The sequence below is a fragment of the Paenibacillus sp. M-152 genome (assembly GCF_003856555.1).
GTDB lineage: Bacteria > Bacillota > Bacilli > Paenibacillales > Paenibacillaceae > Paenibacillus > Paenibacillus polymyxa_C.
The window spans coordinates 5,480,018-5,493,392 of the sequence record NZ_CP034141.1; the positions used below are offsets into that span (position 1 = coordinate 5,480,018).

The 13,375-nt window shown below is 46.6% G+C and carries 13 protein-coding genes; 2 read left to right on the plus strand and 11 right to left on the minus strand.

Annotated features, from left to right (window positions below; all coding sequences use genetic code 11):
• Positions 1-47 precede the first annotated feature (47 nt).
• Positions 48-905: a LysR family transcriptional regulator gene (locus tag EGM68_RS24035; RefSeq protein WP_013373535.1), complete on the minus strand. Its 858-nt coding sequence runs from the start codon at positions 903-905 to the stop codon at positions 48-50.
• 180 nt (positions 906-1,085) lie between these two features.
• Here EGM68_RS24035 and EGM68_RS24040 point away from each other — a divergent pair, with 180 nt between their 5' ends.
• The gene (locus EGM68_RS24040) at positions 1,086-2,072 is read left to right on the plus strand and encodes a DMT family transporter (protein WP_240664102.1); all 987 of its coding nucleotides are present in this window, start codon (positions 1,086-1,088) and stop codon (positions 2,070-2,072) included.
• Positions 2,073-2,171: 99 nt separating this feature from the next.
• Here EGM68_RS24040 and EGM68_RS24045 read toward each other — a convergent pair.
• From EGM68_RS24045 to EGM68_RS24075, 7 genes are all read right to left on the minus strand, one after another.
• A protein-coding gene (locus EGM68_RS24045) for an IS3 family transposase (RefSeq protein WP_090735917.1) occupies positions 2,172-3,316 on the minus strand; the annotation gives its coding sequence in 2 pieces (ribosomal slippage) (positions 2,172-3,043 and positions 3,043-3,316; 1,146 coding nt in all).
• Between the two features lie 131 nt (positions 3,317-3,447).
• A complete protein-coding gene (locus tag EGM68_RS24050; protein WP_129550155.1) occupies positions 3,448-5,436 on the minus strand; it encodes a methyl-accepting chemotaxis protein in 1,989 nt (662 codons plus the stop codon).
• Between the two features lie 158 nt (positions 5,437-5,594).
• On the minus strand, positions 5,595-6,002 hold the full coding sequence (locus EGM68_RS24055; protein ID WP_013373539.1) for a DoxX family protein: 408 nt from the start codon (positions 6,000-6,002) through the stop codon (positions 5,595-5,597).
• 120 nt (positions 6,003-6,122) lie between these two features.
• A complete protein-coding gene (locus EGM68_RS24060; RefSeq protein ID WP_025675824.1) occupies positions 6,123-6,983 on the minus strand; it encodes a M56 family metallopeptidase in 861 nt (286 codons plus the stop codon).
• 3 nt (positions 6,984-6,986) lie between these two features.
• Positions 6,987-7,400 carry a BlaI/MecI/CopY family transcriptional regulator gene (locus tag EGM68_RS24065; protein ID WP_016324858.1) on the minus strand — a complete coding sequence of 138 codons (414 nt, stop codon included), beginning with the start codon at positions 7,398-7,400 and terminating at the stop codon, positions 6,987-6,989.
• Positions 7,401-7,544: 144 nt separating this feature from the next.
• Positions 7,545-8,384, minus strand: a complete 840-nt coding sequence (locus EGM68_RS24070; protein ID WP_058830267.1) for a response regulator transcription factor — start codon at positions 8,382-8,384, stop codon at positions 7,545-7,547.
• On the minus strand, positions 8,360-8,755 hold the full coding sequence (locus tag EGM68_RS24075; protein WP_013373543.1) for a Fur family transcriptional regulator: 396 nt from the start codon (positions 8,753-8,755) through the stop codon (positions 8,360-8,362). Before EGM68_RS24075 ends, EGM68_RS24070 begins: the two co-directional genes overlap by 25 nt.
• Before the next feature lie 188 nt (positions 8,756-8,943).
• Between EGM68_RS24075 and EGM68_RS24080 the strand changes: the two genes are divergently transcribed.
• Entirely contained in the window at positions 8,944-9,258 is a 315-nt protein-coding gene (locus EGM68_RS24080) for a YczF family membrane protein (protein WP_129550156.1), read from the plus strand.
• A 137-nt stretch (positions 9,259-9,395) separates the two neighbouring features.
• On the opposite strand, the gene EGM68_RS24085 is transcribed toward EGM68_RS24080, so the two are convergent.
• From EGM68_RS24085 to EGM68_RS24095, 3 genes are read right to left on the minus strand one after another with little or no spacing between them, the layout of a single operon-like run.
• The gene (locus tag EGM68_RS24085) at positions 9,396-10,478 is read right to left on the minus strand and encodes a GerAB/ArcD/ProY family transporter (RefSeq protein ID WP_043886064.1); all 1,083 of its coding nucleotides are present in this window, start codon (positions 10,476-10,478) and stop codon (positions 9,396-9,398) included.
• Positions 10,479-10,504: 26 nt separating this feature from the next.
• Positions 10,505-11,746, minus strand: a complete 1,242-nt coding sequence (locus EGM68_RS24090) for a Ger(x)C family spore germination protein (RefSeq protein WP_129550157.1) — start codon at positions 11,744-11,746, stop codon at positions 10,505-10,507.
• Positions 11,724-13,358, minus strand: coding sequence for a spore germination protein (locus EGM68_RS24095; RefSeq protein ID WP_129550158.1), 1,635 nt, complete (start codon positions 13,356-13,358; stop codon positions 11,724-11,726). Before EGM68_RS24095 ends, EGM68_RS24090 begins: the two co-directional genes overlap by 23 nt.
• Between the last annotated feature and the right edge of the window lie 17 nt (positions 13,359-13,375).

The window sequence follows — 13,375 nt, forward strand, 5'->3', positions numbered from 1 at the left end:
CAATGAGATCAAATCCCTCTCATTGTACCCGAGCCCAAGCGATAAAGCTACGCTTCTGTCTGAGTGGTAATTTCATCTATAAAAGACTGCAAGGTACTGGTAACGAAGGCCTCCTTACGGCGGATAAACACCGTTGTCACTTCATTGTAAGGCTCTGGGATGGCATGACCGCACACAAGACCTTGAGCCACCAGCCCGCTGATCGAGGATTCGGGAAAAACGGTCATTCCAATGCCTGCTGCTACACTGCCGATAATCGTCTCAAATGTCCCAAACTCCATGATCCGCTTGGGGATAATCCCCTCCATTTTGAGCCAGGTTTCCAGTCTTCCCCGATATCCGCAGCCTTTTTTATATACCAGGAGCGGACGAGTTGCAAAATCGTCAACCGAAAAGTCACTTCCTTGAGATACGAGGACCAGCTTTTCCTGAAATACATCAAACTGTTCAATGAGCGGATGCTTGACCGGTCCGGTTACAAAGGCTCCATCCAGTCGCATTTCTGCAACCTCCTGCACCAGTGATTCCGTAACCCCTGCCTTAAGGGACAATTCGACATCCGGGTACTTACTGTAGTAAGCATGCAAAATGGCCGGAAGGGCAATGACAGTCTCCACGATACCAATCTCCAGTACCCCTGAAGGTGCGGAGGTGTTCTGAAACGCATGCTTCATTTCCTCAAATTGCGATAAAATGCTTTTCGTATATTGCAGCAGACGCTTACCCTCAGCATTGAGGATCATCCCCCGCTTATGTCTATAAAATAAAGGTGTCTGCAGTTCCTTTTCCAGTAGCTTGATTCTGGCCGTTACATTGGACTGGACGTAGCTAAGCTCGGCTGCAGCCTTGCTGACACTGCCATGTGCAGCCACCGTCTGGAAAATGTTTAAATCGTTCAGATCCACTACTGTTCCCCCTTATTGTGAAGGGCAAGGGCCACCAAAATTGACGCGCCTTGTCACTTATCATCATTTTAAATGATCATAATGTTTATTTTCAATCATTTTACCAACAGCTTCCTATCCTTTATGATGTGTCCATAAGATATGTCCGCTGAGACCGGCAAGGAGGAGCTTTTGTACACCATGAACAAACAGATCATGACCGGATCTTTATTATGCCTGATCGCCAGTATGTCCTGGGGGGCGATGTTTCCGGTTTCGCACATTGCATTACAGCATATTAATCCACTGTACTTTTCATTTTTGCGCTATTTATCGGTTACACTCATATTAATTGTGCTATTGTGGCTCAAAGAGGGACGGACTGCATTTCGCTTTGAGGGCAAAGGCAAGGTGTTGTTGTTCTTCGGAACTATGGGATTTACCATTTATAATATGGCCGTTTTCCAGGGACAGCACGCGATGGGGGCAGCAGGTACCCTTGTTGCTGCCATTATGGAAGTGCTAATGCCGATGATCTCCATTGCGATGGTGTGGGTCATGACCCGTAAAATGCCTCCAAAATATACATTAATCAGCATGTTGATTGCGCTGGCTGGAGCATTACTGGTTATCACGAACGGCAAATGGACCTTTTTCATGCTTGCCGGACAACATCTATTGGCGCTGCTGCTTATTTTCGTAGGTGTCGTCGGATGGGTCGTATATTCCATGGGAGGCAGTCATTTTGCAGGGTGGTCTACTCTTCGATATTCAACCTTGACCTGCCTGCTTGGAACTCTGGTCTCTTTTGTAGTCGTGACCTTTGCCTCTGCTTTCAACTGGATTACAGTGCCGGATTGGCAACACGTATGGTCAGTCAAATATGAAATGAGCTTTATGATCCTGCTTCCAGGGCTAGCAGCCTTGCTGAGCTGGAATGCCGGAATCCGCAAGCTGTCTCCGCTGAACGGAATTCTATTTATTAATTTTGTACCGATTACCACGCTGGCACTTATGTATTTCCAAGGCTATACCATTAGCCGTTATGAACTGTATGGGACTGTACTGGTCATTTTCGCACTGATTCTGAACAATATGTTTCAGAGAAGTTCTCTGCGTCCGTCCAACAGCTCACGGGGTGCCCGTTTCCGTCTGAATCGCCGCAAGTCGTTCAACGGTGACTTCTAACCCTGCGAACCAAAAGGTTTAATAAAACATAAAAAAGCGCCTGGATACGGAAGGGACTGACCCCCGTTTGTGAGACAGGGATCAAAACACCTTCCAAGTTTAAGCAGCCAGTTGTCGGAAATGAACCGGCGACTGGTTGTTTAGTTTTGTTTGAATGCGAATTGAGTTATAGTAAAGGATGTACTCTCGAACGGTCTGCTCGACGATTGCCGTCGTCGTACAGGTTAAACCTTCGAGGTAGAACGTTTCAGACTTTAGTGTGGAATGAAACGATTCGATGGGGGCATTATCAGCAGGCGTTCCCTTACGGGACATGCTCATGGTAATGCCTTTTCCTTTTACAGCTTCCTGGTAGGCCAAGGATGTGTAGACGCTGCCTTGATCGCTATGAAGTATTGCACCTGGTAGAGATGGCAACTGACGAAGGGTATCGAGCACAAATGCGGTATCCTGCTTGTCAGCTATACTGTATGCCACAATCTCTCCGTTAAACAAGTCTAAAATACTCGACAGATACAACATTCTTCCTCCAAATGGCAAATACGTAATGTCCGTTACAAGTTTTTGCATAGGCGTATCTGCTTCAAACTGTCGCTTTAGCAGATGCTCCGCGATATGAATGGGTTGCCCAGTAGGTTTCCGTTTCTTCGCTTTGACACGACATTGCAGCCCTTCACGCTGCATAATCCGTTGCACGCGTTTGTGGTTTACCATATACTCCCTCCGAAGCAAGGCGGTGATTTTCCGGTATCCATAACGATATTTATGCTGGATACAGAGTTCGCGGATTTTCTCTACCAAGTGATCCTCAAGTTTGCTCGCATACTCCGCCTTCCAGCGATAGTACGTGGCGCGAGGGATTCCTATCCATGCACAAGCTTGCTTCACACTCACTTCCCCTCGGATCGACTCTATCCACTCCATTACGATCTTTGACGATACCTCCTCTCCAGTACGCTGTACTTTTTTAGCAACTCTAGTTGTTGTCTCAAAAACCTGTTCTCAGCCTGGACCTTCTCTAATTCCGAAGTGTATTCGGGCCCTTTACCGTAGCTGTATTGTTTACCTACAGGCTGCTCTAAACGGTTCTGCTCGCCATTACGGTACCATCTCATCCAAGTTTCCACTTGTGTCTTGTTTCGTATGTTTAATTGCTCCATGATTTCTTTGACCGGTATACCAGCAATTCTCATTTCAATCGCCTTCATTTTAACTTCTAATGGATAACTGACTCTTGTTGCCAACGAAAAAACACCTCCAAGGTTGTCTCCATATCTTACGACATGGTTGCATTCTCTTGAAGGTGTTTTGATTTGTCTCACGTTAAGGGGTCAGTCCCGAATATAACCTCCGGTATCCGGGCGCTTTTTACCATTTATGAGTTCTCTTCAATCTGGAAACGTCCAACCAGTTCGCGCAGTTCCTCTGCCATTTGACTGAGGTCTGCTGTGGATGAAGCAATTTCCTCGATGGAAGCAAGCTGTTGCTCAGCCGCTGCTGAGATCGACTCGGTGTTGCTCGCTGCCTCGTCCGAAATATGGGAAATATCGCTCATAATATCCACGACACCTACAGTCCCCCGTGCCATTTCCTGAGTCACTCCGGTAATTTCATGGATATGCCCCATCGCGCGTTCAACGGCCTGACTGATTTCCGCAAAGGAATGCTCCGATGTGGTTACCGAATCAATACCTTCCGTCACCCGTACCCGTGCTTGTTGCATCGCGCCTAAAGCATGGTTCATATCCACCTGCATCGCTTCAATGCGCTCCGAGATCAAGGTAGCCGATTTGGCGGATTCTTCAGCCAGCTTGCGTACCTCTGTAGCAACCACGGCAAATCCTTTACCATGGTCCCCAGCCCGTGCCGCCTCAATGGATGCATTCAGTGCCAACAGATTGGTCTGTTTGGCGATACCAGATATAACACTGATAATATTCACGATTTCACCTGAACGCTCACTCAGGGAGTCCATAGCGTGTCCAAGATCATGAACAGTCTCGTCGATATCATGCATTTTCTGTACAGCCTGCGTAGCAGCCTTGCTGCCTTCCTGTGCCGACTCGGCATTCATCTTCACATGTTCAGATACACCCACCATGCGCTCAGATACATCCGCTGCTTGCTGAGCCAGTCCCTCCATACTCACAGAGCCATGCTTGACGCTTTGCAGCTGACGTTCGCTGCCTACAGCTACTTCCTGAATAGCAATAGTAACATGCTCAATGGCTTGGGTCGTCTGATCTGCACCCGCAGCCAGCTCCTCCGCTGAAGAACTTACCCGATCAGTTGTTTCGCGTACGCTTCGAATCATCGTACGCAAACTATCCACCATGGTTTGAAAGTGAGCAGACAGTTCGCCTACCTCATCTGTTTTTCCCGTTTCCAAATCGCCCGTCAAATCTCCTTCACTGATTCGTTCTGCTGATTTTTGCAACTTACGGATCGGAACCAGAACAGAACGGGTAATCAGGAAAATCGCGATAAGCGCAATCACCAACGAGGCAGCCAGCACAATAATGGTTACATAACGCATGGCAGCGGTGGCATCGCTAATCTCGGATTGATAGAAGGTACCCGCAATTTTCCAGCCGGTATCCTCATTCGTTACATAGGTCAAATATTTTTCCTGACCTTCATACATATAGTTAAAGTTCCCGCTCGGCGCAGTGTACAGCCTATCAAGAGAATTATCCTGAGGTAATGAACCCGCTTTAGCCGTAGGATGGACTACGAATTTCTTCGTGTGATCCAGAATGACGATATACCCCTCCTGGCCCACTTTAATGGAGGCAAGTTTACGTACACTTTCCAGATTCAGAGAGACCCCGATCACGCCAGACTGGTCGGAAAGCGTCCGAGATACGATGACTACAGGAATGCCTGATGAATTGATGATAACAGGGGTGATCACTACCTTGCCCGGTTGCTTCATCGCTTCGATGTACCATGGTCGTGTGCGAGGGTCAAATGTTCCTTCGTCCTTTTTGGGCACTCCACGGATCATCAGCCCCTTCGGTGTTCCCACGAAAATATCCTTCGCGTCTTCGTGCAAGCCTATGTATTGGATCAGCTTGGGCTGAATCAAGGGACTGTTTGGCCCATCAATCATCGAACCGTCGAGACGTTCCGCCAGATATCGCACATCTTTAATTTTACTGGAGATTGCATATTCAATCACAGAGTTAGCTGTCGTTACCCCCTGATTTGCACTGCTGTGCAGCTGTTTCTCCATCGCATTATATGATGATCTATAAGTTGCAATGGAAATGCTTAAACTCGGAATCAGCAAAACAAGTAAAAAACCTAAAATCAACTTGTTCCTGAGTGTCCATATGGTCTTTCTCTTTCGCGTTATTGCCATGTATCTTTCTTCCCCTTTGCTTAAAAAGCGATATATTTGTATTACATTCAATGTTAGTTATATCGGTTGAAAGCAGCAAATGATTTACAAGAAAATTTCACAAAGGAGCAAAACAAAAACCGCGCCCTATGAGACTAAGGACGCGGTTATATGAATATTTAGACCTGTACGTTACTATTTTCAGCCTTTTTACGGCCAAACAACTGATCAACCGCCAGAAAGCGTCCACCGACAAGGGCTTGCTGAAGACTGGTAAACAAAATCAGGAGATCAAATTCAATCGAGCCAAAAGGCTGTCCTTTTTTAGCAGTGAGCAATACACCGATCATCACGATGGTCAATGCTGCTCCAGCCAGTCGTGTTCCAATACCCAGAACCAGTGCAATGCCTCCAACCAGCTCAACCGTAGCGACCACAGGGGCCATCCAGCCAGGAAGTCCGAGGCTCTGGAAGAAGCCGGAGGTTCCGTCTAGTCCCTGAAACTTCTGTGCACCGTGAACGATAAAAATAACTCCTGTAAAAATTCGTACCAATAACAATCCAATATTCGCAAGCGTTTGATTCATAAGCTCATCTCCTTTTAGGTTGTATACGGATTAGATAATTAACACTACAAAATGTAGTGTTGTGCGTATCAAGAATCGGTAGCGCACAAGGCGCCACCTTTTATAATACATCTTGCCAAACTAGATTAACGCCAATGCAAACATAAGCGTGAGCATGACGAGTACATAGCCTGAAAACATAATCGAACGCCAAGGCATCTGAATGATCGGCTTTTGTTGAGGGTCTAGAATGCGTGAGATACGATAATTAATGGACGTTTCTGCAAAAGAGGAACAAGCGGCGGAGTTTACCAGACGGGCATTAGCAGGTGTCATACTCAGAAGCTTGAGCAATGCGCTCCCAATCCCAACCGGTGAACCGGCTCGATGAATCGCCTCGTTGTCCGCCAAGATTTCACGGGCCGTCTTGTAATGGTTGGTAATATGACGTAGCACCGGCAAGTAAAACAGCTGTGTAGCGCACATTTGCAGGAACCAGGTCTTCAATGGATCATAATGTTTCATATGATACGCTTCATGATATATAACCGCTTCTTCCTCATGCTTGTCCAGTAAGGACAATAGTGCAGAGGACAATACAATACGCGGCTTCCATAACCCCATGGTGAAGGCAGCAGGCTTGGCATAATCAATGACCCAAATCCGATCAGTCCCGAGTTCACGATATCGCTCACCCAGTGCTTCGGTCAACGGCAGGTCGCGCATTCGGTGCAGTCTGCGGAAAGCCGCCCTGGTAGCCATGCACTGTCTGACTGCTTCTCCTCCGGCGATACCGAAGGTTACAAAAACCAGTCCGCTGAGCGCATCCACCATGTAGCCGATTCCGTAGTGCTGCAACAAACTTCTGCAAATTTGAAACACGTTAAAATTCAATTTCCAGCCGAAAACATGCTGCCCGGCGTACATCCCCATCTGCATTAGGGCAAAACCCGAAATCAAGGCGCCTGCTGTAAACAGTAATTTAGAACGTGTTTTCCACATCGTCTACATATCCTTTTTCCATTGTTTAATTTTTTGTTCCAAACGTTCGATCAAAATCGGATCAGCTACTTCCAGAGCATCAATCATATGATTGACAGCAAGCGGACCAAATTCATCCACCAGTTCGTGACTCAGCTCTTTGGATTGCTCATCCATAAACTCTTCTCTGCTTAAGACAGGACGGTATAAGGACGTTCTCCCGCGTATACTTTTGCTCAAAATCCCCTTTTCCACTAAACGATTCATCACGGTCATTACCGTATTGAAGTTAAAGTCCCGATCCCCCTCCAATGCGGTCTGCACTTCTTTGATACTCCGATCCGAAGTGGACCATAAAATATCCATGATTTTGGCTTCCAGAGGCCCAAAAAATCGGTTAAGTCCGGTTTCGCCAGCTTTAAAATTCAGTCGTTTCATAAGAAGCACCTCACACTACCGATTGTAGTGTATGTATCCTGATAAAGTCAACTGTCACACCTAGTGTCAACTTTAGGTTCGTATATAAAAACCGCCGAATGGTCTCCATCCGGCGGAAATTCATCGATATTCATAACCTTCCGTTTAATCTGCCAATCTGTATCCTACACCTCTTACGGTAGCGATATATTCAGGCTCCGCAGGTCGATCGTCCAGCTTCTTGCGCAAACTTTTGACATGCACATCCACAACATTGCTGCCGCCAACAAAATCAGTTTCCCAGATATCATGCATCATTTGCTCGCGCGAGATCACTTTTCCTTGAGAATCTATCAGCTTCAACAGCAAATCGTATTCCGTTTTGGTCAGATTCAATGGATTCTCTTCCTTATATACCAACATTTTATCACGATCAATCCAGATGTCCTTGAACACCGTACGACGGCTGGTCTGCGCTGCCTGGCGGGAAATCACCGGATGACGCACAATCATCCGCTCGATGTCATGCACCATTTGGTTGGATGCCAGTGGCCATACCAGTACCTCTTCCGAAGGAAGCAGCTCATGCGCACGTACAGACATCCGATCCTGAACTACATACATGACTGGTGTATCTTTCATGTATTCATGGTCAAGGTCATTGCGGATATTCAGCAATTCACGCCGTGGATCGGTGGCGGTCAAATCGTAAATCAAGAGGTCGCTCCCCAAATGACGCTGCACTTCAGGCTCCCAGCGATGGAAGACCATCACGTCAAAACACGCATCTGACAACGTACGCACCACACCATGGACTACACCCGGTACGGAACTGATCAGAATGATGCGACGTGTGGTCGGACAATACAAAGGTTCATTAGAAGGAACGGTCTGCACCGCAGGTGTAGACGGGGCAGACAACATCGATGTCCAACTGCCCTTCACGCGTCTAGGCATGTCAGCCACTTTAATACGATTCGTTACTTGATTCGCTTGCTTTGACATTCCTTACACACTCCTCCGAATACGACATGGGCATGGGCAATGGTATATCCCGTTTCATGCGCAACCGTATCAATCCAATCGTGTGGGACTTCACTCATCACTTCATCTACTCGGCCGCATACCTGACAAATAATATGCTGATGATCGTCCATTCGACCGTCATAACGACTAGCAGCTTCTCCTAGTTTCAGCTCACGGATTAATTCCTTATCCGTTAAATAACGTAATGAATTATAGACCGTTCCATAGGCCAGATTATATCCGCGCTCCATTAGCCGATTCATAACATCGGCAGCAGTAGGATGATCGTGGGCCTCACGAACCACATCATATACCGCTTGGCGCTGCGAAGTTAAATTTAGAGTTCTCATACCGCATCTCCCTTAATCAACGCAGATTATATTTATTATAAACTTATAATCACAATAAAAATTAATTTAGAATAAGTATAAATCTTAATTTATTTCAAGTCAATGAGATCGGATAAATTGTGCCGCTTTGCAACACAATGTATACATAGAGTACATGCTTAGCCTATTTACAATCGGAGGGATAGTTTATGAAGATACTGTGGATATTCACGCTTTTCATGCTACTCATGCTCGGAACAAGTATATCGATAAAATGGATTTTTGGTGTTCATCATCCTTGGGAACCTATTACATTGGCTTTTCTCACAATGCGACCATCAGAATACATCGTTCTGGTAGGAATGCTCATGGTGCTTCTTATAAATGTGGGCAAAAAGCCAATAGGAAACGCATTTCGCTTCCTTTTCTCGCAATGGTCACGTTTCCTTAAAGTTTCTACTTCCTCTTCTCCTCCGCAAGAGAGCCATCAGAAAGAACAAACAAGGGATAACGTAAACAAATAATGAATGAAAGAACAAGGCACCCTTACGACCGCATTTCCCAAAATAAAATGGAACATCAAAATGAGCATTTGACCGATACCGATGTTTTCTTGTCGGCAAGATGATGACTATTGAGATATTTTACCCTCTTTTTTATTTCAGGTCTTTCTCAGCCACGACACGATTAGCAGCAAGATAGGAAAAAACACGGCAAATATCGGAAACAGCCATTTCAGCACTAACTCGCCTGTTTGAAGGTGATCTTGATAGTTCAGTGCCATCAATACACAAGAGACTAACATGATCAGACCAAATGGCAGGATCAGTTTATGGTAAGGTATTCTCAATACATCCTCTGCGGCTTTAACCGCGGCATAATAGAAAATCAAAATTTTAAAAAAATCAAAAATAATAACGCTCATCACGCCGATGACATCGACTCTGTCGATAAAATCAGATATTTCGACCTTACTGATCATCGTGAGTAGCGGGTAAGTCGCCCGTTTGAACACATCCTCTCCCAGTGCAAGCACATTGGACAGTGTAATAATAGACAGGAGCAGCCCTCCCAGCAATATAGCGGAAATCCCTATCCCATTGGCACGGTATTCCTTTTTTAATGTAGGGAGAATCATCGCAAACGTAACCATCTCGCCGTACGGTAGCATCACGGCTTGCGAATAAACAACTTGCCATATCGGCTGCCAGCCATGCTCGGCTATGGGCAATATATTGCCCATATCTACAATGCCTGCCAACAAAATTAATATATTCGTAGCAAGGCCCAGCAGCAGTAGCAAAATCAACATGATGATGGCCGTCCGGCCTGCAACCTCGATTCCCAAATACACCACATACATGACAAGTACAACCATTAAACCACAGATGACTGTCAACGGCGTATGCTGAAGTGTCCGGTCGGCAATCAAGATCCCCGTGTCCCGAAGATCCCGTGCTCCGCCGTAAAGAAAAAACACGATATATAAAAAAGCAAGCGTACTCCCTGCTTTCTTCCCCAAAAGGGTTCTGCAGTACTGTGTCATTAGCAAGTTGGGAAAGCGTCGGTGAAGGCTGCCATAGCATACAAAAAGCATTGCCCCCAAAACCGTGGAAATGAGGATGGCGATCCATGCATCCTTGCCCGCATTCCTTCCGGGAATAGACATCATGGATGTGCCCATCTCAAACAACACCATAAGAGAGATCATCTCTTTTGCACCTATCTGCACCTTTTTTTTCATGGCCTTCCCTCCTTGTTCTATTTTCACTAGTCTGATTCTCCCTTGGAATATGGGTTAGTCCGCGACTGAGTGTGTTTCAGTACAGAAGTCACTTGAACACGAACGGTGCTTCCCGCAAAATAATGGCTCCAGTCAGAAGAGAGTCTTTTCCATTGTTTGGGATAGCTCCTCTCCAGCGCAAGTCCAAAGCCTATTACATCGCTGCGGGTACGCTGAACCTCCCTGACTGTTGAAGTGATCATTTTTTTCGTCTCCTCTGTCCATTGCTCCTGCAATCTTTTCATCGCCTCCGGACTTTGTAAGTTAATCGAGCACTCGGCCTCCTGTATTGCCCCGGTCTGTTTTAAGTTAATCACAAAAATAGGCTCTCCTTGCTCCATCCGAGTGTGTATATTGGTTGCAGAAAACAAGGTTTCGATGCCAATGGTTTCCCTATTCTTCCCGCAGCTCAGTGTTGTTTGGGCACTTTTCACCTTGTTGTTGATCATAGACAGTCCAATGGCCCGGTCATCGTCCAACCAGCGGACAAGCCGATCCTTTTTGAACACCCCCATTCCGTTAATGTGAACAATAGCTTTCGGTAAAATATTGTCCACATTGCTCTTGCTTGGGGCCTGCTCCAAATTCCCATTGACCCCTATGCCCGTCAGCACAGGACCGCCACCCTTATGAGACAGGCTGCGAATGACATCGTCGATAGTCACCGCGTAATCCCCGGCATACAAACGCTCCGATGTTTCCAGCTTTCCTGAAATATCATTCGCGGGAATACGGCCGATCGCGGTCATGATTGCCAGTACATCCTTCCCAGTATTACCACGTACCACCAGCATTTTCACCGGCAGTCGGATTTCTGTAGACCTTTCCAAAAAATCCATCGTATCGCCGATTCCAGCCCGTGCCAGCTTTTCACCAATAACGACCAGTTTGGTATGCGCCATAGAAATGACCCGCGGAACCCTTTGTGAGGCTCTGCGGAGCGCTTGAAACAGACTTCTGCCCTTTTCCCGATACAAAACGACAGGGGTATCTCCTCTCGCTTTGGCTCCAGCGATTTCATCTGCCACGATCACTTGCAGGGAGACCTCATATTCTGACTCCCCCACCATATCAATTCCTATCCCCGCTACTACTGCTCTCTGGTTTAACTCCACAGAATCCCAGCAACCAGATAACAATGGAGCGAACAGTAACAGGACTAAACACAGTCTCCCTATTCTTCCCTTAAAGGTTACTGCACTTTGTTCATTCCTCTTCCCCTGATACACCCTGATTGCCCCCCTCCTGCATCGGTGTGGTTTTATCAGAAGAGGAAATCCCGCTTCCATCCTTCATTCGTTTCTGATTTTTAGACGTAATGCTTTTAGGACGTTTCTTCATCATCCAGAATGGGAGTCGCAATACGGCATCCTTTTGACTCTCCAGCACAAAAGGACTGAAAGGCGCCATGTAGGGCACCCCGAACGAACTCAGACTGTTCATATGAGCGATTAGTGCAATCAGCCCCAATGTAATGCCGTATAGGCCCATGGACGCAGACAGTATCATGAAAATAAATCGGCACAATCTCCCGGCCACTGCCATGTTATAGGCTGGGATCGCGAAACTAGCTATCCCTGTCAGGGCTACTACAATCGTGAGCAGCGGGGTGACAATTCCGGCTTCCACGGCCGCTTGTCCCAACACAAGCGCTCCTATAACGGATACCGTTTGACCACCCGCACGCGGCATTCGAATACCCGCCTCACGCAAAATCTCAAAGGTGACCTCCAGAATTAACGCCTCTAGAAATGCCGGAAAAGGAACGGATTCCCGCTGAGCCAATATGCTGATCAGCAGTGGAGTCGGTATCATTTCATAATGATACGTTGTTAAGGCAATGTAGAGAGAAGGCCCCAGAATAAGAATAATGAAGCTGATATATCTAATGAGGCGGACCACCGTCGCCATATCGTAACGCTCTTCATAATCCGAAGAATTCTGAAAAAATTGGGCAAATATTGTGGGCATCACCAATACAAACGGATTTCCGTCTATAATGAGCGCCACTCGGCCCTCCATAATATTGCTGCTGATGGTGTCGGGTCTTTCCGTGTTAAAGATCGTCGGAAATGGAGTGAAATGATTTTCCTGTATCATCTCCTCAACCATGCCAGACTCAAAAATTGCGTCAATATTGATGCTTTCTACCCGTTTACGAACCTCATCTACGACGCGTGGATTTGCAATATTCTTCATGTACAGCATGGCCACATTTGTGAGGGACGTGCTTCCCACTTGGAACATCTCAAGTGTAAGATCGGAGCTTTTAATCCGGCGCCGAACCAGAGAAATATTCGTGAACAGGGATTCCACAAAACCATCTTTTGGTCCTCTGACGACTGTCTGGGTGGTTGGCTCACTGACCGCGCGTGTCTCTCCTCCACGCGTACCGCACGCAATCGCTTTTTCACAGCCTTCTAATAGGATGATCGTGTCCCCCATTAGTAGTTGTTTCATCATGGAACTCCAATCATCGCAATCCTTCACTTCTCCCAGCGTAAGCGCGTGACTCTGTATTTTTGTGTACAGCGCTTCTGCGCTCTCGACCTCAGCAGCCACTTCAGCAGATGGGCTGCTAAGCATGGATTTCATGATGAGTTCATTCACCGTATCCGTCTTGGCCATACTATCCAGAAACACAATAGCGGCGGGAACATCCTCTCTAATCCCCACTTTAAAGCGGCGAATCAGAAAGTCCGGGCTATCTGACGTCAATTCCTTAATTTGCTGCAGATTAGTTTCCAAGCAAGTCTCTATTTTTAAAAAGCGCGGAGAATTTCCATTCTTCTTATCCACACCCGATTTTCTATTATGTTTGCGATAGGGATAGCGAATCATGAGCAAACCTCATCTCC

Excerpts from the sequence above, each read along its gene's own strand:
- EGM68_RS24075 (WP_013373543.1), bottom strand. The coding sequence starts at position 8,755 with ATGAGAACTCTAAATTTAACTTCGCAGCGCCAAGCGGTATATGATGTG.
- EGM68_RS24085 (WP_043886064.1), bottom strand. The coding sequence starts at position 10,478 with ATGAAAAAAAAGGTGCAGATAGGTGCAAAAGAGATGATCTCTCTTATG.
- EGM68_RS24080 (WP_129550156.1), top strand. The coding sequence starts at position 8,944 with ATGAAGATACTGTGGATATTCACGCTTTTCATGCTACTCATGCTCGGA.
- EGM68_RS24065 (WP_016324858.1), bottom strand. The coding sequence starts at position 7,400 with ATGAAACGACTGAATTTTAAAGCTGGCGAAACCGGACTTAACCGATTT.
- EGM68_RS24055 (WP_013373539.1), bottom strand. The coding sequence starts at position 6,002 with ATGAATCAAACGCTTGCGAATATTGGATTGTTATTGGTACGAATTTTT.
- EGM68_RS24095 (WP_129550158.1), bottom strand. The coding sequence starts at position 13,358 with ATGATTCGCTATCCCTATCGCAAACATAATAGAAAATCGGGTGTGGAT.
- EGM68_RS24040 (WP_240664102.1), top strand. The coding sequence starts at position 1,086 with ATGAACAAACAGATCATGACCGGATCTTTATTATGCCTGATCGCCAGT.
- EGM68_RS24060 (WP_025675824.1), bottom strand. The coding sequence starts at position 6,983 with ATGTGGAAAACACGTTCTAAATTACTGTTTACAGCAGGCGCCTTGATT.
- EGM68_RS24050 (WP_129550155.1), bottom strand. The coding sequence starts at position 5,436 with ATGGCAATAACGCGAAAGAGAAAGACCATATGGACACTCAGGAACAAG.
- EGM68_RS24070 (WP_058830267.1), bottom strand. The coding sequence starts at position 8,384 with ATGTCAAAGCAAGCGAATCAAGTAACGAATCGTATTAAAGTGGCTGAC.